This window comes from Afipia sp. GAS231 (assembly GCF_900103365.1).
Classification (GTDB): domain Bacteria; phylum Pseudomonadota; class Alphaproteobacteria; order Rhizobiales; family Xanthobacteraceae; genus Bradyrhizobium.
Genome location: NZ_LT629703.1, coordinates 3,591,511 through 3,614,226 on the forward strand (window position 1 = coordinate 3,591,511; position 22,716 = coordinate 3,614,226).

Here is a 22,716-nt window from a genome sequence, read left to right on the forward strand (position 1 = left end):
TGTGCCCCGGCCATGACAAATCAGCCCTTCTTCGCCAAGCGCGAAAACACCTTCATTCCCAATCCGGTCTCGAACGGTCCGTGGGACCCGAACTCGATGCATGGTCGCGTCGTCATCGGTCTGCTGGCCCACGTCATTGAGGAGCAGCACGGCTCCGCGGAATTCGTGCCGGCGCGGCTGACGGTCGACATGTTTCGGCTGCCGAACATCCAGACGCCGGTGGAAGTCACCACCAGGCTGATCCGCGGCGGCAAGCGCATCAGGGTGGTGGAGGCGGAGTTTTTCTCCGGCGGCACCAGCATGGCGCGCGCCTCCTGTCAGTTATTGCTCCGGACGGAAAATGCGCCCGGGAACGTCTGGTCGCCATCGAACTGGGACGCGCCGTTGCCCGACACGATCACAGCGCCGACCGACCCCCGGCTCGGCATGAACGGCAAATGGACCACGCGGCCGATCGTCGGGAAAATGGGTTCGCTCGGGCCGCGGCGGCTGTGGATGAGCGAGGTCCGCGAGATGGTCGAGGGCGTGCCGATGTCGCCATTCGTCCATGTCGCGACCGGCGCGGATTTTGCGAGCCCGTTTGCCAATGCCGGCGACCAGGGCCTCGGCTACATCAACAGCGACGTCACGCTGTATCTGCACCGGCTGCCGGTGACGCGATGGGTCGGTTTCGACGTCGTGAACCATCACGCCAGCGAGGGCATCGCGATCGGCGAGTGCTGGCTCTATGACGAGAAAGGCCCGATCGGGACTTCGACGGTCGCGGCACTGGCGCAGAAGAAGCCGATGACGGACGTGCCACCGCCGTAGGCTGCGCGCGCCGCAAATTTTCTTCGTCATGCCCGGGCTTGTCCCGGGCATCCACGTCCTTCGTAACGTCGAAGCAAGACGTGGATGGCCGGGTCAAGCCCGGCCATGACGAGTGCGTGGACGCAACGCCCGTCACTCCACCAGATGCCGCTTCATCTCCGGCCGCGCCTTCAGCGCGGCGCCCTGCCTGGCGATGATTTTCGCGATACGCTCGGGCGCGAACTTGATGTCGACGAAGGCTGGCGCGGTGTTAGCGACCTCGTGGTACTCGGTGATCTTGCCGTCGCGGAGCTGCATGATCGCGACACCCTCGAACATCGCCCGTGCGCCTTCCGCTTCCTGCAGTGTCGAGCGGTAGCTGAAGGTGTAGCGCGCATAGAGCGTGCGGCCGTCGCTGACCGGCGCATGCATGTCCCAGCGAAAATCGGTCGCGGTGCGGTAGAACCAGTCGTCGATCATCTCGGCGATCTTGGCGTGGCCTGTGAACGCGCCATAGAACACGTCGTGATAGACGCCGTCTTCCGTGAACAATTCCGCAAACGCCTTGCCGTTGCGCTGCTCGACGGCATCGCAGAAGGCGCGGAGCATGGTGGCGGTGTTCATGGCAGTGTCTCCTCACCCATTCTTGTCATGCCCCGCGAAGGCGGGGCACCCAGTATTCCAGAGAGCGCGAGATAAATCGATATGGCGCGGCGTTCTGGATCGTCCGCCTTCGCGGACGATGACACCGGGAAGCGTAGCGATAGCTCACCCGATCTCCGCGACCGCCGCGAGAATCCGCGCGAGGTCCTGCGGCCGCGACAGGCGATGGTCGCCGTCCTGGATCATGGTCATCACCACGTCCTCGGCCGGCAGCCGGTGCGCCAGCGCAAAGGCGTGCTGCCATGGCACGTCGGGGTCCTGCGCGCCTTGCAGGATGCGCACCGGACATCCGACCTCGATGGCGCTGCCGAGCAGCAGATGATTGCGGCCCTCCTCGATCAGCGCGCGCGTGATCGGATAGGGTGTGCCGTCACCATATTCGGACGGCCGCATCCAGACGCCCTTGGTCAAAATCTCTTCGCGGATCTCAGGCGAGAAGCCGTTCCACATCAATTGTTCGGTAAAATCCGGCGCCGGCGCGATCAGCACCAGGCCGGCCAGCGACGCACCCGCCGCCGCGCGCTTGGCGATCGCGCGCGCCAGCAGCAGCGCCATCCAGCCGCCCATTGACGAGCCGATCACGACCTGCGGCCCGCGGCAGAACTGCTCGAACACCGCCACGCTCTCTTCGAGCCAGCGCCCGATGGTGCCGTCGATGAAGGCGCCGCCGGATTCGCCGTGGCCGGAATAATCGAACCGGACGCAGGCGCGGCCACTTTTGGCGGCCCATTCGTCGAGCGCGAGCGCCTTGGTGCCCCGCATGTCGGAATTGAACCCGCCGAGCCAGAACAGCCCCGGCGCACGACTTGTGCTGCCGGGCGCACCACTTGTGCTGCCGGGCGCATTGCCTGCACGGGCACGTACCGCGATTCGACGGCGGCCGTTGCCTTCGCCGACCTCGATAAAGGCCGGTTTCTGATCTGATAACGCTGAATTGGTCATGGTTCCGCTGCTCTCGCCCGCTGCTTTGTCCGTGAGCACGCCCGATCGGTCAACGGTCGACCGGATCGGACCGTCCTTGCGGATCATGCGGTCGCGCTATATTTGCCCGGCGTGACCAAAATGCCTCGCATTTGACGGTTTTCTAGCGCAGACAGCGAGTTCGCTTGCTCGTCAACGCGTATTGCTTCAAAATAAGGCCTTCCTTCACAACTTTGGAGAGTTACCCATTCGCCGTCCCAACAGAGCCCCGCCCGCCGCGACCAAAGACGGGCCGCGCACCAATGATGAAATCCGCAACGCGCAGATCCAGCTGATCGATCAGACCGGCCTCAACCACGGAACGGTCGAGACTGTGCTTGCCGTCAAGATGGCCCTTGAAGCGGGCATGGATCTTGTCGAGATTTCGCCGAACAATAATCCTCCCGTTTGCAAGATCATGGACTACGGGAAGTTCAAGTATTCCGCGCAGAAGAAAGCCGCCGAAGCCCGCAAGAAGCAGAAGGTCGTCGAGATCAAGGAGATCAAGCTGCGGCCGATGATCGACGATCACGATTACGACGTGAAGATGCGCGCGATGCAGCGGTTCTTCGAGGAAGGCGACAAGGTCAAGATCACCTTGCGCTACCGTGGCCGCGAAATGGCGCACCAGGAGATCGGCACCAAGCTCCTGGACAAGGTCAAGGCCGACGTCGCCGAATACGCCAAGGTCGAGCAGGATGCGCGTTTCGAAGGCCGCCAGGTCGTGATGGTACTGGCGCCGCGCTAGTTCGAATTTGTGAGATGACAGACGGCCCGTCAGATGATCTGGCGGGCCGTTTTCGTTGTGCAGGTTGGTAGCCGCGAGGCCTGGACACAGGGTCGGACAAAAATTGCGAAAACAACCCCATGCAAAGTAGAGCCGGCCGCGCTCCCTCGCTCTAGCTTCGCGTCGCCTGCCAGGTGCCGCTGCAGCGGTCGCCGGTGATGACACCGCTCCAGGAGCCCGCGCCGCTGTTGCCGACGAGTCGGCCGCCGCCACTCGCCCTGGACGCGCCGACCGATACCTGGACCGCAACCGCGCCGCCGCGGTTGACCGATCCGGCGACCCGGCCGCCGCCCGCCGAGGAAACCCGGCTGCCGTTGACGGTGAAGGGAACGCTGTAGCCGGAGCTGCAATTGCCGCGCGTGGTGGCGAACACGGTGTTCCAGGTGCCATCATAGGCCCCTGGCCTTCCCGCCGCATCAGCGGTACCGGGTACCGCTGCCGTGGCCAAAATGGCCAGAACGGGCAGCCAGCGCAGAGCGCGGTGGGATAAACGGGTAAATCGGGCAAGGGATTGAGCAGAATGGGTCATTTTCGTCCTGTTCCAGGGTGAGCTGACGACATCATGCCCTTTGTCAACGAAGACCGTTTGACGGTTCATCGTTGCCATTTCCCGCTTCCTCTGCCATAAGCCCAGCCTTCATCGCCCGGCTGATTAAGGGCTGCCGTGTCGATGACCCGTGCGGGTTTGTTCGTTTTCGGAAAAACCTGAGCACTTCCAACGCTCTAACGAGCATTTTAAGCCGCAAAAGCGCCCCTCGGGCGCGTTTTTCTGTGGCAACAGGAGAGCCAAATGCCCAAGCTGAAGACCAAGTCGGGCGCTAAAAAGCGCTTCAAGGTGACTGCCACTGGCAAAGTAATGGCCGCCCAGGCCGGTAAACGCCACGGCATGATCAAGCGGACGAAGAAGCAGATTCGTCAGCTCCGCGGCACCCGCGTGCTGTTCAAGACCGATGGCGACAACATCAAGAAGTATTTCTTGCCGAACGCCTGATCGCGCACGCGGTCCAAATTAGCCGAGCCGCGTTCGCGCGGCGATCCGTCACCCATTTAAAATTCAAGGATAGCAGTCATGTCTCGCGTCAAACGCGGTGTGACCTCTCACGCCAGGCACAAGAAAGTCTACAAGGCCGCCAAGGGTTTCCGCGGCCGCCGCAAGAACACCATCCGCGCCGCCAAGGCCGCGGTCGAGAAGGCCGGGCAATATGCCTTCCGCGATCGCAAGCGCAAGAAGCGCACCTTCCGCGCGCTCTGGATCCAGCGCATCAACGCGGCCGTCCGTCCGTTCGGCATGACCTACAGCGTGTTTATCAACGGGCTGTCGAAGTCGGGCATCCTGGTCGACCGCAAGGTGCTGTCGGATCTCGCTATTGCCGAACCGGCGGCGTTCCAGGCGATCGCCGAGAAGGCCAAGGCCGCGCTCGCGGCCTGAGGGCGGCGCTCCCTTTGGGGCACAAGCGAAACTTTTGGAGTCGTCATGGCCGGGCTTGTCCCGGCCATCCACGTCTTCTCACTCGCAAACGCCGTAAGACGTGGATGCCCGGGACAAGCCCGGGCATGACGGACTAGGAGCGCCGGCTTAGCATCCTAGTCAAAAGGGATTGCCATGACCGACCTTGCAACACTCGAACAGACCATTCTCAGCCAGATCGTCGCAGCCTCCGACGAGGCCGCGCTCGAAGCGGTGCGCGTTGCGGCGCTAGGCAAGAAAGGCTCGATCTCCGCGCTGCTCTCAACGCTCGGCAAGATGTCGCCGGACGAACGCAAGACGCAGGGTGCCGCGATCAACCTCGCCAAGGACAAAGTGACGGAAGCGCTGACCGCGCGCCGCGACATCCTGAAATCGGCGGCGCTCGATGCGCGGCTTGCTTCCGAGACCATCGACGTCACGCTGCCGCTGCGCGAAGCCCCGGCCGAAGCCGGACGCATCCATCCGCTGAGCCAGGTATTCGAAGAGGTCAACACGATCTTCGCCGACATGGGTTTTGCCATCGCCGAAGGCCCGGATATCGAGACCGACGATTACAATTTCACCAAACTGAATTTCCCCGAAGGCCATCCGGCGCGGGAAATGCACGACACCTTCTTCTTCAATCCGAAGGAAGACGGTTCGCGGATGCTGTTGCGCACCCACACCTCGCCGGTGCAGGTGCGCACGATGCTGAGCCAGAAGCCGCCGATCCGCGTGATCTGCCCGGGCCGCACCTATCGCATCGATTCCGACGCGACGCATACGCCGCAGTTTCACCAGGTCGAGGGCCTCGTCATCGACAAGGGTTCGCATCTCGGCCATCTCAAATGGATCCTGCACGAGTTCTGCAAGGCGTTCTTCGAGGTCGACCACATCAACATGCGGTTCCGGCCGTCGTTCTTCCCGTTCACCGAGCCATCGCTCGAGGTCGACATCCAGTGCCGCCGCGACAAGGGCGAAATTCGCTTCGGCGAAGGCGAGGACTGGCTGGAGATTCTCGGCTGCGGCATGGTGCACCCGAACGTGCTGCGCGCCTGCGGCATCGATCCCGATGTCTATCAGGGCTTTGCCTGGGGCATGGGCATCGATCGCATCGCGATGCTCAAGTATGGCATGTCGGATCTGCGGCAGTTGTTCGAAAATGACGTGCGCTGGCTCGCGCATTACGGCTTCAAGCCGCTCGACGTCCCGACCTTGGCCGGAGGCCTGAGCACGTGAGTGCCGTCCCTGCGAAATATCAGGGTCTGCGGTCGTTCGCGTTCGGCGACGGGCCGGCGTTGGCCGACGAACTGCTCGACCTTGTCGTTCGCGAAGTGAAGACGGCGACCTGTTCCACCGAGGACGAGCCCAACACGTCGACCCCGGGCGAATGCTGGATCGTGCTCGACGGACGCGGCGTGCCGGCCTGCGTGATCGAAACCCTCGAAGTGACCTACCGCCGCTACAACGAAGTCGACGCCGCCTTTGCCTATGAAGAAGGCGAAGGCGACCGCAGCCTCCGCTACTGGCGCGAAGCGCATCGCAACTATTTCGGACGGCTGGGCCGCTTCAGCGAAGACATGATGCTGATGTGCGAACGTTTCCGTCTGGTCGAGGTTTTTGCGGAGCAGGCGTCATGAGCGGCGCGGCGCATCTCAGCACTGTTTACGCGGAGAGAGCCCCCTCCCTAGCCCTCCCCTGCAAGGGCGGAGGGAATGGTGAGGACGGCGCAAGTATCAAAGAGAACAACAGCAATATCCGAGGCCAGTCATGAAATTCACGCTCTCCTGGCTGAAGGAACATCTCGAGACCGACGAGCCGCTGGAAAAGCTGGCCGAAAAGCTCACCATGATCGGGCTCGAGGTCGAGCATATCGAGGACAAGGCCAAGGCGCTTTCGCCGTTTTCGATCGCGCGCGTCATCTCGGCCGAGCAGCATCCGAATGCGGATCGCTTGCGCGTCTGCATGGTCGATACCGGCGACGGCGGCGCGCCGGTGCAGGTGGTGTGCGGCGCGCCGAATGCGCGCGCCGGTCTCGTCAGCGTGTTCTCGCCGCCCGGCACCTTCATTCCGGGCAAGAACATCACGCTTGGCGTCGGCACGATCCGAGGCGTCGAAAGCCGCGGCATGCTGTGCTCGGCGGCCGAGTTGCAGATTTCCGAAGACCATGACGGCATCATGGAGCTGCCGGCCGATGCACCGATCGGAGCTGGTTACGCGCAATGGGCCGGCCTCGGCGATCCCATGCTCGAAATCAACCTGACGCCCAACCGTCAGGACTGCACCGGCGTGCACGGCATCGCGCGCGATCTTTCCGCCGCCGACATGGGCAAGTTCAAAGACCACGGCATCAAACCGATCAAGGGTGAATTCCCCTGCCCGGTGCAGGTCAAGGTCGAGGACGCCACGCTGTGTCCGGGCTTTGCGCTGCGGCTGGTCCGCGGCGTCAAGAACGGACCTTCGCCGGAGTGGCTGCAGAAGCGCCTGACCTCGATCGGGCTGCGCCCGATCAACGCGCTGGTCGATATCACCAACTTCATGACCTACGACCGCGCCCGGCCGCTGCATGTGTTCGACGCCAAAAAGGTGACGGGCAATCTCACCGTGCGACGCGCCAAAGACGGCGAGACGCTGCTGGCGCTCGACGGCCGCACCTACACGCTCGACAGCGGCGTCTGCGTCATCGCCGACGACCACGGCGTCGAATCGCTCGCCGGCATCATGGGCGGCGAGGCTTCCGGCTGCGACGAGAACACCACGGACGTGCTGATCGAATCCGCGCTGTGGAACGAGATCAACATCGCCCAAAGCGGCCGCAAGCTCGGCATCAATTCGGACGCACGTTATCGCTTCGAGCGCGGCATCGATCCGGCCTTCATGGTGCCGGGGCTGGAGATGGCCACCAAACTGGTGATGGAGATGTGCGGCGGCACGCCGTCCGAGAACGTCGTCGTCGGCAAGGCGTTTGGCGAGGATCGGGTGATCGAGTTTCCGCTGACCGAGGTCAAGCGGCTCGCCGGCATCGAGGTGCCATTCCCGGAAGTGAAACTGATCCTGGGCCGTCTCGGCTTCATGGTCGCCGGCTCTGGTCCGGTGGTGAAAATCGCGGTGCCGTCGTGGCGCACCGACATCAGCGGCAAGGCCGATATCGTCGAGGAAATCGTGCGCATCGTCGGCGTCGACAAGGTGCCGATGACCCCGTTCGAGCGTGGCGACGCGCCGCGCAAGCCGGTGCTGACCCAGATCCAGCTCCGCACCCGCCGCGCCAAGCGCGCACTCGCCGCGCGCGGCATGGTCGAGGCCGTGACGTGGTCGTTCATTTCAAAACCCGCGGCCGAATTGTTCGGCGGCGGACAGGCCGAACTCGCGGTGGCCAATCCGATCGCATCCGATTTGTCCGACATGCGGCCGAGCCTGCTGCCAGGCCTGGTTGCGGCCGCGCAGGCCAACGTCAATCGCGGCTTCGCCGATGTGGCGCTGTTCGAAGTCGGACAGGTATTCAAGGGTGACAAGCCCGAGGACCAGATGGTCGCGGCCTCAGGCGTGCGGCATGGTTTTGCGTCCTCGAAAGGCATGGGACGGCATTGGTCCGGCGCGGTCATGGCCGACGCACTCGATGCCAAGGCCGACGCGTTCGCGGTGCTCGCAGCGGCCGGCGCGCCGATGCAGGCGCTGCAGATCGTGTCGGGTGGGCCTTCATGGCTGCATCCCGGTCGTTCCGGCACCATCCAGATCGGCCCGCAAAACGTGCTCGGCTATTTCGGCGAATTGCACCCGCGCGCATTAGAGGCGCTTCGCGCAGATGGCCCGCTGATCGCCTTCGAGGTGACGCTAAATCGTATTCCCGACGCCAAGCAGCGGCCGACCCGCGCCAAGCCGGTGCTCGACCTCTCCGCCTTCCAGCCGGTGTCGCGCGACTTCGCGTTCATCGTCGATCGCAGCGTCAAGGCCGGCGATATCGTGCGCGCGGCGCAGGGCGTCGACAAGAAGCTGATCACGGATGTGACCGTGTTCGACGTCTACGAAGGCAAGGGCATCGACGACGGTAAAAAGTCGATCGCAATCGCCGTCACGATCCAGCCGCGCGAGAAGACGCTGACCGATCAGGAAATCGATGCAGTGGCGGCGAAGGTCGTGGCCGAAGTGACGAAGAAGACCGGCGGCCTGCTTCGGGCATGATCATGCCGAGCATGATGCCGAAAAGTGTAAGCGGTTTTCGGATAACATCATGCTCAAGATATAAAGCATGAATCTGACCAGCCTGATCCCCACCGACGTCAGCCTCAACGTGGCGATCGCGATCTGCGCGATCGCGCTCATCTCGGGCATCGCGCGCGGATTTTCCGGCTTCGGCTCAGCGCTGATTTTCATGCCGCTGGCAAGCTCGATCGCCGCTCCGCGGCTGGTCGCGGCGCTGCTCTTGATCATCGATTTCATCGGCTCAGCGCCGCTGATCCCGAATGCCTGGAAGCAGGCCGACCGCAAGGCGACCGCGATCATGGCGCTTGGCGCACTGGTCGGCGTCCCCATTGGAACCTGGTTGCTCAGCCGGCTCGAGCCGGTCACCACGCGCTGGATCATTTCAGCCTTCGTTCTTGCCTTGCTGCTGTTGTTGCTGTCCAGCTGGCGCTACCGCGGCAAGGATCACGCGGCGATTTCGATCGGTATCGGCGGGCTCTCCGGCTTTTGCAGCGGCCTTGCCCAAACCGGCGGCCCGCCGATCGTCGGCTACTGGCTCGGCCGCCCGATCGCTTCCGTGATTCAGCGCGCCAATATCGTGCTGTTCTTCGCGGCGTCGGATTTCTTCTCGCTCATCAGCTACGCGCTGAGCGGACTGATCACGATGGACTCGATCCGCTTCTCGATGGTCGTCGGCCCGGTCTACGCCATCGGAGTCGGGCTCGGCGCTTTGCTGTTCGGCCGCGCCAGCGAAAAACTATTTCGCGCGATCTGTTACGCCCTGATCGCCGCCGCCGTCCTCATCGGACTGCCCGCGCTGGACGGTATACTGCGCGGACGCTAGGCTGACTTCAACGAAAAAGGAAACCAGGGAGAGTCTTGTGATCGACCGCCGCACCGCGCTGAAACTGACGCTGGGCAGTGTCGCTGCGCTGACCGCACCTGCCGTCTTTGCACAGACGCAAGCGAAGCCGCGTACCAAAATGGTGTTCCTGGGCACCAAGGGCGGCCCGCGCGTCGGCGTCGGGCCTTCCAACCCAGCCAATCTGGTAGTGGTGAACGAAACGCCATTCGTGATCGACTGCGGCATGGGGGTTAGCCACCAACTCGCCAGCGCCGGCGTGCCGCTGGAATCGGTGAAGTATATTTTCATTAGCCATCACCATTCCGATCATAACCTCGAATACGGCAATCTGGTTTACAACGCTTGGGCCACCGGCCTCTCGACGCCGATACATTCGTTCGGCCCCAAAGGTCTCGAGGCCATGACCAAGACCTATTGGGAGCTGAACAAATTCGACATCGAGACCCGGATCGAGGACGAAGGCCGGCCCGACCTGCGCAAGCTTCTGATCGCGAAAGACATCACCGAGGATGGTGTGGTACTGCAGACGCCCGACGTAAAGGTGACGGCGTTCCGGACCCCGCATCCACCGATCATGGACAACTTTGCCTACAAGTTCGAGACGCCAGACGGCGTTATCGTGTTCTCCAGCGACACCTCCTACAATCCGAAGCTTGCGGAATTCGCCAAAGGCGCCGACGTGCTGGTGCACGAAGCGATCTATCTCCCCTGGGTCGATCGTCTGGTGACCAGGGTCAAGAACGGCGCCACGCTGAAGAAGCACCTGCTGGAGAGCCACACCGCGCCCGAGGATGTCGGCCGCATCGCCGACGCAGCAGGGGTCAAGGTGCTGGTGATGAGCCATCTGGTCCCCGGCGAACTCGACGTCACGGACGAGGACTGGCGCAACGAGGCCAAGAAGGCCTTCAAAGGCCGCATCATTGTCGCGCGGGATCTGATGGAGCTGAAACTGCCGTTGTGAGCTTCAACGGCATCGCCGCCCTTACGAAGACAGGAACGACGTGGGGTTACGTATTCCCGTCGCCGCACGCCGTGGATCGACACCCGGCTGGACGTCCCGGTCACCGTCGTCAGCATCCCCACCACCTCTAACGCGCCGGTGCGCTGCGGTAGCTCTGACTTCGCCTCTCCCGTTTGCGGGTGGAGGCTCTCTAAGCAGGCAGTCCCGATGTGGAGGCACCCCCACCCCAACCCTCCCCCGCAAGCGGGAGAGGGAGCGCAGCGCGGATGTCGCTACACATCAATTGATCGGCGAAAACGGTGCCGCCTGCCGCGCCGGCGCGCGCCGTTGCGGCCGCTGCGCGCGCACCGGCGCTACCGGTTCGGCATCCTTCAACGCACCGATCCGGCGCAATGCGGCTTCGGCGGCACGCTCGCCGCTTTCCCAGGCGCCGTCGATCGTTCCCCACAGCGTTTCGTGGGTGGCCTCGCCGGCGAGATACATGCAGCCGATCGGCTCGGTCAGGACCTTTCGCGACGCCTGTCCGCCGGGTCCCGCCACCGACATCGCGCCGAGCGCGAACGGCGCGGCATTCCAGCGCGTCGCGCTCGATTTCTTCACCGCCGCCGCGGCATCGCTGCCGAACAGTTTGCCGAGCCACTCAGTCGCAAACGCAACCATCGCCGCTTCGCCCTGCGCGGAAAGGTCACGGCCGAACGATCCGGCGACATCGATCGAACACAGCGACGAACCGCCCATATTGGCAAACATCAGCGCGGTTCTGGTCGAATTGCTTTGTTCGATGACGACGTCGTCGCGGGCGAGGCCGAGCGGATTGCCGGGCATCTGCAGCGCGATCCGGTCGTAGCTGCCGAGGCTCAACTTCGCCGCGGCATCGAGCGTGCGCTTGGGAATATCGGGATTGAATTTGATGTTGCCCGCCGCCAGCACGTTGCTCGACACCGTGATGATGGCGGCGCGTGCGGCGATCTTGCCGGAAGGTGTTTCCACCGTGACGTCACGGCTGCCCCACGCGATGCGGCTGGCCGGGGTCGACAGCGACAGCGGCACCTGCTCGCCGAGCTTGGCGACCAGGGTGCCGAGCCCCTGACGGCAGGCGATCGCGGTGTTGCGATCCTGTGCGCGGGCTTTGTCACCGACGGAGACGTCCTTGAGGTCCTTGCCGGAAAAGTTGGCGCCGAGCACGAACTCCGCGGTACCGGCCCAGTCGCCAAGATCCTTTGGCAGCACGGAGGCGCAGGCAACGTCGCCTTTGCGCGAGGCTTCGTCGATGGCGCGGTTGGCGCGCACGAGCGCTGCCAGAAATTCCTCGGTCTCGCCCGGGCGGGCGTAGCGGCGGCCGATGCGGATCTTCTGGCCCGACGGCGCGGTGGTGATTTCAAGACCGGCGGCGCGCGCCAGCCTGATCATCGGATTGGTGTCGGGGTTGTGCATCCAGCGCGCGCCGCGGTCGAACGGCACGTCGAAACTCGTACTATCGGTCTGGCAGCGGCCACCGATCTGGCTTGCCGCCTCGACCACGATCACCTTGCGGTTCGCCGCCATGATCCGCCGCGCCGCAGCAATGCCGGCCGCGCCCGCGCCGATCACGACAATGTCGGCTTCGCGCGGCAACGGCGCGGCCGCACCCCGCCCCGTAAAAACCGGGGTGACCGCGAGAGCCGCGGACGCCGACAGGAAATTGCGGCGGGTCATTGTCATGTCATGGTTTCCGGAGACTTGCAGGAAATCGAGCGAAATGAGAACAGCTAGCGAACTGTGCCGCATCTCACGGTGGGCAGCAACACTCATGGTAAATCAATCATGATTGATCCGATTCACGCATGAACTAAATTGAAACGGCTTCGGACCATGCTAAGGGAACAAAAAAAGGCGGACGAACAAGCCGCTCTGGGAGAATTTGATGGGCGTAATGCTCGATACCATCGGCCAGTTGATTGCGGGGTACCTTCAGAAGGAAGTCCCGGGCTATGAGCCATTCACGCCCAGCGATCCCGAACATCTGCGCGGGGTCATCGAATCCGGCGACGTACTGCTGGTCGAAGGCAACAACCGGATTTCCGGCATCATCAAATACCTCACGCAATCGACCTGGTCGCATGCCGCCCTCTTTGTCGGGCCCATCGACGGCGCGACCGAGCCCGACGGCGAGCCGCATGTCCTGATCGAGGCCAATATCGGCGAAGGCGTGACTTCGGCGCCGCTGTCGAAATATTATCCCTATCACACCCGCGTCTGCCGTCCGGTCGGACTGTCCTACGAAGACCGCACCACGGTATGCCGCTACGCCATCAACCGGATCGGCTTCGGCTACGACACCAAGAACATTGTCGACCTGATGCGCTTTCTGATCCCGCTGCCGGTGCCGCAGCGCTGGCGTCGCCGCATGATCGCCTTCGGTTCCGGCGATCCGACCAAGATCATCTGCTCGGCGCTGATCGCGCAGGCGTTCGACGCCGTGCGCTACCCGATCCTGCCCAAGATCACTCGTGCGGCCTCGAGGAAGGCCCGGCGCGAGATCCTGCATATCCGCGATTCCTCGCTCTACATGCCCCGCGACTTCGACATCTCGCCCTATTTCGAAATCGTCAAACCCACCATCGTGCACGGCTTCGACTACACCGCCCTGCATTGGGCCGACAAGCAGAAGCCGCTCCCGGAGGTAGCCGGCGAATTCGGGGTGTTTCCATCGAGCGAGTCGCCGCCGCTTGTTCCTGAAGAAATTGACGAAGCGGCGCCGCTTCCGGCTGCGGAAGTAACTCCTGCCGCCGTTGAACGCCGCGCCCGTCTGCGCACGAAGGCACCGGGGCTGGCGGCTTAGCGCGCAATTCCTAGGGTGGTCAAAGCGAAGCGTGCCCACCACCTCATTCGAGTGCAGGATAAATGGTGGGCACGGCGCAAGAGCGCCTTTGCCCACCCTACGGTTTCGTCAAAACCTCGCCGCCAATGTCAGCCGCACCAGGAGCGGCAGCGCAAGCATCCCCACACGACTGATTACCTGTCGGAGCGGCCGATCACGGCCATCAGCTCCGCGATCTTCTCGCGTTGATCGGTCTTGTTGCCACTGGTGATGGCGTGTTCGACGCAATGCGAGACGTGATCGCGCAGCACTTCCTCCTCGACACGCCGCAGCGCCGCCCGCACCGCCGATATCTGGGTCACGATATCGATGCAGTAGCGGTCCTCGTCGACCATCTTCGAAAGCCCGCGAACCTGGCCCTCGATCCGGCTGAGACGTTTCTGACAGGATGCCTTGATGTCTTTTCGCATGCAGCCTATATACCCCCATAGGGTATAGGTTTCAAGGCCGGAGACGTTGATGACAAAAGCCGAACACGGCGACCATGACGGCGGCGCGGGAAAATCCACCTGCTGTGGCGGGCATGATCATTCCGGCCACGACCATCACGTCAATCATGCCGACAACGGCCCCCAGACGGACGATACCGTCCGCGTGCTCGACCCCGTCTGCGGGATGAAGGTCAATCCGGCGACGAGCAAGCACCGCTTCGACGATCGCGGCGAGACCTTCCATTTCTGCTCGGCCGGCTGCCGCACCAAGTTTGCGGCCGACCCGCAAAAATATCTCGAGAAGGACAGCACCCCGCAGGCGCCCGTGCCCGAAGGCGCGATCTATACCTGCCCGATGCACCCCGAGATCCGTCAGGTCGGGCCCGGAAGCTGCCCGATCTGCGGCATGGCGCTGGAGCCGGAGGTCGCGAGCCTCGACGACGGCCCCAACCCCGAACTCGCTGACATGACGCGCCGGTTCTGGATCGGTCTCGTGCTCGCGTTACCGCCGATGATCCTGGAGATGGGCGGGCACCTCATTGGCGGCCATGGCCTCATCGAGCCTGCGCTGTCGAACTGGATCCAGTTCGCGTTCGCGACGCCGGTGGTGCTGTGGGCCGGCTGGCCGTTCTTCGTGCGCGGCTGGCAATCGCTGGTGACGCGAAATCTCAACATGTTCACGCTGATCGCTGTTGGTACCGGCGTGGCCTATCTCTACAGCGTGGTGGCGACGGTCGCGCCCGGAATTTTTCCAGAGACGTTTCGCGGCCATGGCGGCGCGGTCGCGGTCTATTTCGAATCGGCTGCGGTCATTACCGTGCTCGTGCTGCTCGGCCAGGTGCTGGAATTGCGCGCCCGCGACGCGACGTCGGGCGCGATCAAAGCGTTGCTGCAGCTTGCGCCGAAAACCGCGCGTCGCGTCGGCGACGATGGCGCCGACCACGAGGTCGAGATCGACAGCCTCGCGGTCGGCGACCGCCTGCGCGTGCGGCCGGGCGAAAAGGTGCCGGTCGACGGCGTCATCCTCGAAGGCCGCTCCGCGCTCGACGAATCGCTGGTCACGGGCGAATCGATGCCGGTCACCAAGGAGAGCGGCGACAAGGTCATCGCAGGCACGCTGAACCAGTCCGGCGGATTCGTGATGCGTGCCGACAAGGTCGGCCGCGACACGCTGCTATCGCAGATCGTGCAGATGGTCGCGGATGCGCAGCGCTCGCGCGCGCCGATTCAGCGGCTCGCCGATCAGGTTGCCGGCTGGTTCGTGCCTGCCGTGATTGCGGTAGCGTTGCTGGCGTTTGCTGCATGGGCATATTTTGGGCCGGAGCCGCGCATGGCGTATGGCCTGGTCGCGGCTGTCAGCGTGCTGATCATCGCCTGCCCATGCGCGCTCGGTCTCGCCACGCCGATGTCGATCATGGTCGGCGTCGGCCGCGGCGCGCATGCCGGCGTCCTGATCAAGAATGCCGAATCGCTCGAGCGCATGGAGAAGATCGACACCTTGGTGGTCGACAAGACGGGTACTCTGACCGAAGGAAAACCAAAAGTCGTCAGCGTGGTGACGACCGATGACTTCGAGGTCGCCGATGTCGTAAGATTCGCGGCCAGCGTGGAACGCGCCAGCGAACATCCGCTGGCCGACGCGATCGTGCAGGCGGCGAAAGAACGAAATCTTGAATTGGGCACGGTCGAGGAGTTTGACTCGCCGACCGGCAAGGGTGCGACCGGCAAGGTCGACGGCAAAACCGTCGTGCTGGGCAATGCGAATTACCTCGCCTCACTCGGCATCGATACCAGTTCGTTGCAAGCCCAGAGCGAGCTGATGCGCAGAGACGGCGCCACCGTCATCAACGTCGCCATCGACGGCGAACTGGCTGCGCTGTTCGCGATCGCCGATCCGATCAAGGTGTCGACACGGGATGCGCTGAAGGCACTGGCAGCCGAAGGTATCAAGGTCATCATGCTGACCGGCGACAACAAGACCACCGCCGATGCGGTGGCACGGACGCTTGGAATTAGCGATGTCGAGGCCGAAGTGCTGCCCGACCAGAAGAGCGCGGTCGTGACCAAGCTGCAAAAGAGCGGGCGGATCGTCGCGATGGCCGGCGACGGCGTCAATGACGCACCGGCGCTGGCCGCCGCCGAAGTCGGCATTGCCATGGGCACCGGCACTGACGTGGCGATGGAAAGTGCTGGGATCACGCTGCTCAGCGGCGATCTCGGTGGCATCGTCCGCGCGCGAAAACTGTCGCAGGCGACGATGCGCAATATCCGCCAGAACCTGTTCTTCGCGTTCATCTACAACGCAGCCGGGATTCCGATCGCCGCCGGCATCCTCTATCCCGCGTTTGGCTTGCTGCTGTCGCCGATCATTGCGGCGGCGGCGATGGCGCTGTCGTCGGTGAGTGTGGTCGGGAACGCGTTGCGGTTACGGGTGACGGAGCTGTAGATCAAAACAAACTCCGTCATGCCCGGGCTTGACCCGGGCATCCACGTCTTTTTGCCGCATCCACGATAAGGAAGACGTGGATGGCCGGGTCAAGCCCGGCCATGACCAAAGGGAGCGATCAAGCCGCCTTCGCTGCTGTCCCGCGCGGCAGGCCGGCGCGGGCCATGCCGCCATAAAGCGCTTCGCCCGGCATTTCCGCTTTCAGGATCGACCGCACCGCGACCAGTTTCTCGATATCGATACCGGTCTTGAAACCCTTGCTCTCGCACAGGAACGCGAGATCCTCGAACACGACATTGCCGGTCGCGCCCGGCGCGAACGGGCAGCCGCCGAGGCCGCCGAGTGAACCGTCGAGCACGCGGGCGCCGGCATCGAGCGCGGCAGATGCATTGGCGATGCCCATGCCGCGGGTGTCGTGCAGGTGAATGCAGATCGGCTTCGAGCCCGCAATCTTCACCGCGCCGGCGGTCAGTTCACCCACTTGCTTGGGCCCGGCATAGCCGACGGTGTCGGCGATCGCGACCATGTCGACACCGGCCTCGAACAGCTTTTCGGTGATCCGCAACACTTCCTTCGGGTCAACCGCGCCGACGATCGAACAGCCCAGAGCCATCGAGATGGCGGCGTTGACAACAGGCTTGTGTTCGGTGGCGTCGCGCAGTTCGCACAGACGCTTGACGTTGGCGATCGCCGATTCGCGCGTGCGGTTGGCGTTGGCCTGGCTGTGCTCTTCAGTCGCCGAGACCACGGTCGCGACTTCGGCAACGCCAGAGGCCAGCGCCTCGTTGACGCCGCGCTCGTTTAGCGCCAGCGCGATGCCGTAGGCGCCGGGCAGCGATCCGACAGTCTGGATGATGTCGCGCACGTCGACGAACTGCGGAAAGGTTTTGGCGGGCAGGAACGAGCCAACCTCGAAATGCCGCACGCCCGCGGCATATTCCTCGCGGATCCAGCGCTGCTTGGCTGATGTGGACGGAAACGACTTCACCAGTTGCAGGCCGTCGCGCAGGCCCACTTCGCGCAGGATGATCTTGTTCTCGGGATAGACATCTTGAAGACGGGTCATGATGGCCTCACGCAGCGTTGTCGGTTGAGGAAAGCTTGTCGAGTTCGGCGCGAACAGCATCGGTGTCGGCGCCCAGCACCGGCACCTTCAGCCCTTCGCCGATATTGCCGCCGTTCCATTCGATCGGCAACGCGGGAACACGGAACGGCGCGCCATTGGCGTTGAAATTCTGCACCAGTCCGCCAGGGCGCAGCACATGCGGATCCGTCAGCAAATCCTCGGGCCGGTTGATCGGCGAGAAGCAGATGTTCAGCTCATCGAGCTTGGCCGAGAGGTCGGCCATCTTCCATTGCCGCACCACTTCGGCGACGCGCGGAATGATCCGCCCGCGCGCCAGAATCCGTTCCGTGGTGTTGGTCAAGGTCGGGTCCTCGGAAAACTCCTTAAGCCCGAACTCCCTGCAGAAAATCGCCCAATGGCCCTCGGTGACCACGCCGATGAAAATGCGGTCGCCTTCGGCAGTGTCGAAAATATCGTAGATCGGCCATGCATGCTCGCGCTCCGGCATCGAGCGCGGTCTGTTGCCGGTCATTTCATATTCGACCATGTGCTGGGCAACCAGGAACAGGCAGTTTTCGAACAGCCCGATGCGGATGTCGACGCCGTCCTTTTTGCCGCCGCGCTTCTGATACAGCGCGGCCAGGATCGAGATCGCGCCGAACATGCCACCCATGATGTCATTGGCGGACGAGCCGACTCGCTGCGGCTTGTCGCGCGTCCCCGTCATGGCGGCGAGGCCCGACATCATCTGCACGACTTCGTCGAGCGCCGGGCGATGCTCATAGGGACCGGACAGAAAGCCTTTGTGGCCGGCCACGATCAGATGCGGATGCTTGCGGCGCAATTCTTCGGGGCCGAGCCCCTGTTTGTCGAGTTGGCCGTCGCGAAAGTTTTCCAGGAATACGTCAGCGCTGGCGAGCAGCCGGTCCATGGTCTCGCGGTCTTCGGCCTTGGCGAAATCGAGCACGATGCTGCGCTTGCCGCGATTGAACAGCGGGAAGAATGAGGTCCCCATGCCGCCGAGCGAGCGGGTCTTGTCGCCGTCCGGCGGCTCGACCTTGATGATCTCGGCACCCAGCTGCGCCAGAACCATGCCGCAGGTCGGGCCCATCACCATATGGGTCATTTCGACGACCCGCACCCCCTCCAGCGGCAGTCCCGTCCCGGTCATCGCGCATCTCCCGTCCCGATTGGCTCGTTGGCCATTACGCTTAAGGCTTCACACGCCATCTGAAAAATATAATCTGTCGAATAGTGCATTCGTCCTTTTAGAACGCAACCTTCATGGATTCACGGCAGCTCCGCTATTTCATCGCCGTTTACGAGCAGCGCAACCTGTCGCGGGCGGCGGATCAGGCCAATGTGGCCCAATCCGCGCTCAGCCATCATATATCCAACCTCGAATCCGAGTTCGCGATGCCGCTGTTCGAACGCAAGCCGCGCGGGATGGAACCGACCGCGGCCGGCGAACGGCTCTACGAGCACGCCCGCATCATCCTGCGCGCGATGGCCGAGGCCGAGCGGGAAATCAAGCAGGGCGGCAGCGTCATCGCCGGCGACATCTCGATCGGCATGGCCAATTCCGGGGTCAAGGCGATCGGCGTTCCCTTGATGCGCACGGTGCTCGCCAAATATCCAGATCTAAGACTGTCGCTGACCGAAAGCCTGTCGGGCGCGACGCTGCTGCGTCTGATGGCCTCCGAGGTCGATCTCGCGCTGGTCTACAATCCGCCGTCGGAAAAGGACCTGTTCGCCGAACCGGTGCTGGAAGAAGAGATGTTCTGCGTCGGCACGCCGAAACTGATCGGCAAGAGCAAGGCGCCGATCACCTTCGAGGAATTGACGCGGCTGCCGCTGATCCTGCTGCTGCACGGATTGTCCTCCCGCGCGCTGCTCGACGATCCCGTGCTGCTGAAGCGGCTGGAGGCCAATGCGATCCTGCATCTGAATTCGATCACCGGCATGTCAGGCGCCCTGCAGGCCGGACTGGGCTGCGCCATCGCGACCAAACTGTTCGCGCAGGAGCAGCTTGCCGCCGGCACCCTGGTGGCGCGGGAAGTGATCGAGCCGAAACTGACCCGCACGCTCTATCTCTGCCGTTTGCGCAACCGTCCCATGACCTATGTGATGGAAGAAATGCGCCGCCTGATGCTGGCGCTGATCGCCGAACAGGTCGGGCGCGGCGCCTGGGAGGCGACGCTTTTGATCTGAGTTCGAAATTATCGAACACTCTAATCGATATGTTCGTCTGGATTTCTGGCTCGCAAACGCCAAACATGCTCCAGTAGCGTTTTCAAGCGAAGTGGATACCGGTTCGCGTCAAGAAAACGCGTCAAAATATAACGGCACCAACGTCTTCAATAGAGAGACGGCCAAGGGACCTTCAGGGGAGGACTTCATGAGCGCGCTCGAGATCGACGCCGGCACCCGTCTTGCGGCCAATAGTAGTGGCGCGGACGCGATATCGCAGCGGCTCGAAGCGCTGCCGGCCTCATCTTATGTCTGGAGACTCGTGATCCTGCTGTCGCTCGGCGGCTGCTTTGAAATCTACGACCTCTTCTTCACCGGCTATATCGCGCCGGGCCTGACCCGCAGCGGCCTCCTGACCACGACGACCCAGGCCTTTTTCGGCTTTTCCGGAATCGGCGCGTTCGTCGCCGCGACCTTTGCCGGGCTGTTCGTCGGCACGTTCTTCCTGGGGTTTCTCGCCGACCGGTTCGGGCGGCGCGCGATCTTTACCTACGCGCTATTGGGCTATTCCGCGGCGTCGGTGATCATGGCCTTCCAGTCGACATCCGAAGGGCTGTTGCTGTGGCGCTTCATCGCCGGCATCGGCATCGGCGTCGAGATCATCACCATCGACGCCTACATCACCGAACTGGTGCCGAGCCGGATGCGCGGCCGCGCGTTTGCGGTCAACCAGTCCGTCATGTTCATTGCCGTGCCGATCGTGGCCTTTCTCTCCTGGTGGCTGGTGCCGCTCAAACCCTACGGCCTCGACGGCTGGCGCTGGGTGGTCTTGATCGGCGTCGCCGGCAGCATGGTGATTTGGGTGCTGCGATTGTTCGTGCCGGAAAGCCCGCTATGGCTGGCGCGCCACGGCCGGACCGATGAGGCCCTCAAAATTCTGGCAAAACTGGAAGCCGCCGCCGGTCGCGCCACGGCGCCTCCGAAGCCGGCACCCCGCATGGTGCCCGCGAGCGCACCCGTGAAGGTCGGCTTCAGCGACCTGTTCCGCCCGCCCTATTTGCCGCTGGTCGCGATGTTCATGGTGTTCAACTTCTGCCAGGCGTTCGGCTTCTACGGCTTTGCCAACTGGGTGCCGACGCTGCTGGTCGAGAAGGGCATCACGGTCACCAAGAGCCTGGAATATTCCTTCATCGTGGCCTTCGCCTATCCGATCGCGCCGCTGCTGGCGGCCAGCTTCGCCGACAGGCTCGAGCGCAAATGGATCATCTGCGGCGCCTGCGTCGCGATCATTCTGTTCGGCGCGGCGTTCTCGCAGCTGACGGCGCCGGCGCTCCTGATCCTGAGCGGCGTGCTGCTCACGGCCGCGAACATGACGATGTCCTACGCCTATCACGCCTACCAGACCGAGGTGTTCCCGACCGCGATCCGCGCGCGGGCGTCCGGGATCGTCTATTCGATGAGCCGGGTCAGCGCGATGTTCTCCGGCTTCATCGTCGCCCATATGCTGAAAGTGGGTGGCGTCGGCGGCGTGTTCGGCCTGATCACCTCGGCGATGATCCTGGTCATCCTCGTGATCGCGACCTTCGGCCCCAACGTCCGCGGCAAGCCGCTGGACGCCTGAGACGGCCGCGGCCCTTGCCGAAGTCTCGCTGCATCTCTACCTCTCGCGAGGGCTTTTTCACGAGAGGTTGAACCACCATGTTGGACGCGGCCGTCAAGGCGCTATCGCAGATCCTGTCGCCGCCGATGCGTTCCATCCTGTGGCGCTCGATCGGGCTGGCGCTGATACTGATCACGGTGCTGGCGTTCGGGTTGCAGCGGCTGCTGACCTGGTTCGCCGAATATGGCGAAGGCTGGGCGGAAGCGATGCTCGGGCCGGGCTTTCATACCCCGCTCAACGTGCTGGCCTGGATCGTCTCGATCGCGGCGGGCCTTGGCGTCGTGCTCGGGGGTATTTTTTTAATGCCCGCGATCACCTCGCTGGTCGCCAGCGTGTTCGTCGACGACGTCGCCGAACATGTCGAGCGTGAGCATTATCCGGCGGAGCGGCCAGGTAGCGCGCTGCCGCTCGGCACAGCCATCCCCGAGGGCGTCAAGACCGCGCTGCTGACGATCCTGGTCTATCTGGTCGCGCTGCCGTTCGTGCTGTTCGCAGGCGCCGGCTTTCTGATCTTCTTCATCGCCACCGCGTGGCTGCTGGGCCGGGAATATTTCGAGCTCGCGGCGATGCGATTCCGCTCGCCGGCGGAAGCCAAGGCGATGCGCAAGGACAACGCGGCCACGGTGTTCACCGCGGGGCTGATCATCGCGGCGTTCGTGTCGATCCCGATCGTCAACCTGGCGACGCCGTTGTTCGGCATGGCGTTGATGGTTCACATGCACAAGCGGTTGTCTGGCCCGCGGCCGGAACTGATCGAGCCAAGGCAGCGAAGCGGCGTGCCGACGGCCTAGGGCGTCTGCTCATAACGCTGTCGTGTGATTCGATAGAGCGCCTGTCGCCGGAGCGGATCCGATTCTCCGAGGCGCGGATGATCGAAATCGTCGGCGTCGTTATGTGACATGCCCAATTTGGACATGACATGACGAGAACGCGTATTGCGGACACTCGCATGGGCGACAATTTCGGACATCCGAACCTCGCCAAAGCCAAACTCAAGCGCTTGTCGAGCGGCTTCCGTTGCGAACCCCTGGCCCCAAAAAGCACTTGCCAGCCGCCAGCCGACTTCTACGGCAGGTGTGAAGTGAGCCGAAAAATTGATGACCAAGAGTCCCACGGCGCCGAGAAATGCGCCTGATGATCGGAGCTCCACGGCCCACATACAGAACCCATGTGAGAATTGATGCTCGATCTGGTAATCGATCCAGGCATCGCTGGACTTCCTGGTCGGGAGGGGCCGCAAATACTCCATCACGCCGGGGTCCGCAGACATCTCGGCAAATGGAGCCCTGTCGGAATCCTGCCAGGATCGTAGGATCAAGCGATGCGAGCAAACTCTCATTCGACCGTCCTTGCGACACTTGAAACTGTAATCGAGGACACCCAGACTTCGCGAGTGAAAGCGGACATTGCGG

Annotated in this window: 22 protein-coding genes; 14 read left to right on the top strand and 8 right to left on the bottom strand. The window is 63.3% G+C overall.

Annotated elements, in window-relative coordinates; translation table 11 throughout:
* Window positions 1–12 precede the first annotated feature (12 nt).
* Window positions 13–810: an acyl-CoA thioesterase domain-containing protein gene (locus tag BLS26_RS16955; protein WP_092512950.1), complete on the top strand. Its 798-nt coding sequence runs from the start codon at window positions 13–15 to the stop codon at window positions 808–810.
* Window positions 811–942: 132 nt separating this feature from the next.
* Here BLS26_RS16955 and BLS26_RS16960 read toward each other — a convergent pair whose 3' ends face one another.
* Window positions 943–1,413, bottom strand: coding sequence for a nuclear transport factor 2 family protein (locus tag BLS26_RS16960; RefSeq protein ID WP_092512952.1), 471 nt, complete (start codon window positions 1,411–1,413; stop codon window positions 943–945).
* Between the two features lie 144 nt (window positions 1,414–1,557).
* Window positions 1,558–2,394 carry a carboxylesterase gene (locus BLS26_RS16965; protein WP_092518157.1) on the bottom strand — a complete coding sequence of 279 codons (837 nt, stop codon included), beginning with the start codon at window positions 2,392–2,394 and terminating at the stop codon, window positions 1,558–1,560.
* Window positions 2,395–2,620: 226 nt separating this feature from the next.
* Here BLS26_RS16965 and infC point away from each other — a divergent pair, with 226 nt between their 5' ends.
* Window positions 2,621–3,160 (top strand): translation initiation factor IF-3, encoded by a 540-nt coding sequence (infC, locus tag BLS26_RS16970; RefSeq protein ID WP_091977533.1) that lies wholly within the window; start codon window positions 2,621–2,623, stop codon window positions 3,158–3,160.
* A gap of 151 nt (window positions 3,161–3,311) precedes the next feature.
* Here the strand turns inward: infC and BLS26_RS16975 are convergent, their stop codons facing one another.
* Window positions 3,312–3,728 (bottom strand): hypothetical protein, encoded by a 417-nt coding sequence (locus tag BLS26_RS16975; RefSeq protein ID WP_092518164.1) that lies wholly within the window; start codon window positions 3,726–3,728, stop codon window positions 3,312–3,314.
* A gap of 261 nt (window positions 3,729–3,989) precedes the next feature.
* Between BLS26_RS16975 and rpmI the strand changes: the two genes are divergently transcribed.
* The 7 genes from rpmI (at window position 3,990) to BLS26_RS17010 (ending at window position 10,651) form a co-directional block, all read left to right on the top strand.
* Entirely contained in the window at window positions 3,990–4,190 is a 201-nt protein-coding gene (rpmI, locus tag BLS26_RS16980) for a 50S ribosomal protein L35 (protein WP_027540021.1), read from the top strand.
* Between the two features lie 78 nt (window positions 4,191–4,268).
* Window positions 4,269–4,628 carry a 50S ribosomal protein L20 gene (rplT, locus tag BLS26_RS16985; RefSeq protein WP_092512954.1) on the top strand — a complete coding sequence of 120 codons (360 nt, stop codon included), beginning with the start codon at window positions 4,269–4,271 and terminating at the stop codon, window positions 4,626–4,628.
* A gap of 174 nt (window positions 4,629–4,802) precedes the next feature.
* Window positions 4,803–5,885 carry a phenylalanine--tRNA ligase subunit alpha gene (pheS, locus tag BLS26_RS16990; protein ID WP_092512956.1) on the top strand — a complete coding sequence of 361 codons (1,083 nt, stop codon included), beginning with the start codon at window positions 4,803–4,805 and terminating at the stop codon, window positions 5,883–5,885.
* Entirely contained in the window at window positions 5,882–6,286 is a 405-nt protein-coding gene (locus tag BLS26_RS16995) for an ASCH domain-containing protein (RefSeq protein WP_092512958.1), read from the top strand. The genes pheS and BLS26_RS16995 overlap by 4 nt, the downstream gene beginning before the upstream one ends.
* A 130-nt stretch (window positions 6,287–6,416) precedes the next feature.
* Window positions 6,417–8,825 carry a phenylalanine--tRNA ligase subunit beta gene (gene pheT, locus BLS26_RS17000; protein WP_092512960.1) on the top strand — a complete coding sequence of 803 codons (2,409 nt, stop codon included), beginning with the start codon at window positions 6,417–6,419 and terminating at the stop codon, window positions 8,823–8,825.
* A gap of 67 nt (window positions 8,826–8,892) precedes the next feature.
* On the top strand, window positions 8,893–9,669 hold the full coding sequence (locus tag BLS26_RS17005; protein WP_092512962.1) for a sulfite exporter TauE/SafE family protein: 777 nt from the start codon (window positions 8,893–8,895) through the stop codon (window positions 9,667–9,669).
* A gap of 37 nt (window positions 9,670–9,706) precedes the next feature.
* Window positions 9,707–10,651, top strand: a complete 945-nt coding sequence (locus BLS26_RS17010; RefSeq protein ID WP_092512964.1) for an MBL fold metallo-hydrolase — start codon at window positions 9,707–9,709, stop codon at window positions 10,649–10,651.
* Between the two features lie 279 nt (window positions 10,652–10,930).
* Here BLS26_RS17010 and BLS26_RS17015 read toward each other — a convergent pair whose 3' ends face one another.
* Window positions 10,931–12,352 carry an NAD(P)/FAD-dependent oxidoreductase gene (locus tag BLS26_RS17015; RefSeq protein WP_092512966.1) on the bottom strand — a complete coding sequence of 474 codons (1,422 nt, stop codon included), beginning with the start codon at window positions 12,350–12,352 and terminating at the stop codon, window positions 10,931–10,933.
* A gap of 202 nt (window positions 12,353–12,554) precedes the next feature.
* Here BLS26_RS17015 and BLS26_RS17020 point away from each other — a divergent pair, with 202 nt between their 5' ends.
* Window positions 12,555–13,472, top strand: coding sequence for a YiiX/YebB-like N1pC/P60 family cysteine hydrolase (locus BLS26_RS17020; RefSeq protein WP_092512968.1), 918 nt, complete (start codon window positions 12,555–12,557; stop codon window positions 13,470–13,472).
* Between the two features lie 173 nt (window positions 13,473–13,645).
* Here the strand turns inward: BLS26_RS17020 and BLS26_RS17025 are convergent, their stop codons facing one another.
* Window positions 13,646–13,921, bottom strand: coding sequence for a metal-sensitive transcriptional regulator (locus BLS26_RS17025; RefSeq protein WP_074272141.1), 276 nt, complete (start codon window positions 13,919–13,921; stop codon window positions 13,646–13,648).
* Between the two features lie 49 nt (window positions 13,922–13,970).
* Here BLS26_RS17025 and BLS26_RS17030 point away from each other — a divergent pair, with 49 nt between their 5' ends.
* Window positions 13,971–16,388 carry a heavy metal translocating P-type ATPase gene (locus BLS26_RS17030; protein WP_092512970.1) on the top strand — a complete coding sequence of 806 codons (2,418 nt, stop codon included), beginning with the start codon at window positions 13,971–13,973 and terminating at the stop codon, window positions 16,386–16,388.
* A 118-nt stretch (window positions 16,389–16,506) separates the two neighbouring features.
* Here BLS26_RS17030 and BLS26_RS17035 read toward each other — a convergent pair whose 3' ends face one another.
* Window positions 16,507–17,454 carry a hydroxymethylglutaryl-CoA lyase gene (locus BLS26_RS17035; RefSeq protein ID WP_092512972.1) on the bottom strand — a complete coding sequence of 316 codons (948 nt, stop codon included), beginning with the start codon at window positions 17,452–17,454 and terminating at the stop codon, window positions 16,507–16,509.
* Window positions 17,455–17,461: 7 nt separating this feature from the next.
* A complete protein-coding gene (locus BLS26_RS17040) occupies window positions 17,462–18,625 on the bottom strand; it encodes a CaiB/BaiF CoA-transferase family protein (protein ID WP_092512974.1) in 1,164 nt (387 codons plus the stop codon).
* A 113-nt stretch (window positions 18,626–18,738) separates the two neighbouring features.
* Here BLS26_RS17040 and BLS26_RS17045 point away from each other — a divergent pair, with 113 nt between their 5' ends.
* The 3 genes from BLS26_RS17045 to BLS26_RS17055 all read left to right on the top strand — a co-directional run bounded on the left by BLS26_RS17045 (window position 18,739) and on the right by BLS26_RS17055 (window position 22,095).
* Window positions 18,739–19,665, top strand: coding sequence for a LysR family transcriptional regulator (locus BLS26_RS17045; RefSeq protein WP_092512976.1), 927 nt, complete (start codon window positions 18,739–18,741; stop codon window positions 19,663–19,665).
* 187 nt (window positions 19,666–19,852) lie between these two features.
* Window positions 19,853–21,265 (top strand): MFS transporter, encoded by a 1,413-nt coding sequence (locus BLS26_RS17050; RefSeq protein WP_092512978.1) that lies wholly within the window; start codon window positions 19,853–19,855, stop codon window positions 21,263–21,265.
* 77 nt (window positions 21,266–21,342) lie between these two features.
* On the top strand, window positions 21,343–22,095 hold the full coding sequence (locus BLS26_RS17055) for a sulfate transporter family protein (protein WP_092512980.1): 753 nt from the start codon (window positions 21,343–21,345) through the stop codon (window positions 22,093–22,095).
* On the opposite strand, the gene BLS26_RS17060 is transcribed toward BLS26_RS17055, so the two are convergent.
* On the bottom strand, window positions 22,092–22,643 hold the full coding sequence (locus tag BLS26_RS17060; protein WP_092512982.1) for a GNAT family N-acetyltransferase: 552 nt from the start codon (window positions 22,641–22,643) through the stop codon (window positions 22,092–22,094). The genes BLS26_RS17055 and BLS26_RS17060 overlap by 4 nt on opposite strands.
* Window positions 22,644–22,716: the final 73 nt, after the last annotated feature.

What these genes read in the sequence shown, in the direction of transcription:
- BLS26_RS17050 (WP_092512978.1), top strand. Translation starts at nt 19,853, where the DNA reads ATGAGCGCGCTCGAGATCGACGCCGGCACCCGTCTTGCGGCCAATAGT.
- BLS26_RS16955 (WP_092512950.1), top strand. Translation starts at nt 13, where the DNA reads ATGACAAATCAGCCCTTCTTCGCCAAGCGCGAAAACACCTTCATTCCC.
- pheS (WP_092512956.1), top strand. Translation starts at nt 4,803, where the DNA reads ATGACCGACCTTGCAACACTCGAACAGACCATTCTCAGCCAGATCGTC.
- BLS26_RS17015 (WP_092512966.1), bottom strand. Translation starts at nt 12,352, where the DNA reads ATGACAATGACCCGCCGCAATTTCCTGTCGGCGTCCGCGGCTCTCGCG.
- BLS26_RS17030 (WP_092512970.1), top strand. Translation starts at nt 13,971, where the DNA reads ATGACAAAAGCCGAACACGGCGACCATGACGGCGGCGCGGGAAAATCC.
- BLS26_RS16960 (WP_092512952.1), bottom strand. Translation starts at nt 1,413, where the DNA reads ATGAACACCGCCACCATGCTCCGCGCCTTCTGCGATGCCGTCGAGCAG.
- BLS26_RS17055 (WP_092512980.1), top strand. Translation starts at nt 21,343, where the DNA reads ATGTTGGACGCGGCCGTCAAGGCGCTATCGCAGATCCTGTCGCCGCCG.
- BLS26_RS17045 (WP_092512976.1), top strand. Translation starts at nt 18,739, where the DNA reads ATGGATTCACGGCAGCTCCGCTATTTCATCGCCGTTTACGAGCAGCGC.
- pheT (WP_092512960.1), top strand. Translation starts at nt 6,417, where the DNA reads ATGAAATTCACGCTCTCCTGGCTGAAGGAACATCTCGAGACCGACGAG.
- BLS26_RS17025 (WP_074272141.1), bottom strand. Translation starts at nt 13,921, where the DNA reads ATGCGAAAAGACATCAAGGCATCCTGTCAGAAACGTCTCAGCCGGATC.
- rpmI (WP_027540021.1), top strand. Translation starts at nt 3,990, where the DNA reads ATGCCCAAGCTGAAGACCAAGTCGGGCGCTAAAAAGCGCTTCAAGGTG.
- BLS26_RS16965 (WP_092518157.1), bottom strand. Translation starts at nt 2,394, where the DNA reads ATGACCAATTCAGCGTTATCAGATCAGAAACCGGCCTTTATCGAGGTC.
- BLS26_RS17035 (WP_092512972.1), bottom strand. Translation starts at nt 17,454, where the DNA reads ATGACCCGTCTTCAAGATGTCTATCCCGAGAACAAGATCATCCTGCGC.
- BLS26_RS17020 (WP_092512968.1), top strand. Translation starts at nt 12,555, where the DNA reads ATGGGCGTAATGCTCGATACCATCGGCCAGTTGATTGCGGGGTACCTT.
- BLS26_RS17040 (WP_092512974.1), bottom strand. Translation starts at nt 18,625, where the DNA reads ATGACCGGGACGGGACTGCCGCTGGAGGGGGTGCGGGTCGTCGAAATG.
- BLS26_RS17005 (WP_092512962.1), top strand. Translation starts at nt 8,893, where the DNA reads ATGAATCTGACCAGCCTGATCCCCACCGACGTCAGCCTCAACGTGGCG.
- BLS26_RS17060 (WP_092512982.1), bottom strand. Translation starts at nt 22,643, where the DNA reads ATGAGAGTTTGCTCGCATCGCTTGATCCTACGATCCTGGCAGGATTCC.
- rplT (WP_092512954.1), top strand. Translation starts at nt 4,269, where the DNA reads ATGTCTCGCGTCAAACGCGGTGTGACCTCTCACGCCAGGCACAAGAAA.
- BLS26_RS16975 (WP_092518164.1), bottom strand. Translation starts at nt 3,728, where the DNA reads ATGACCCATTCTGCTCAATCCCTTGCCCGATTTACCCGTTTATCCCAC.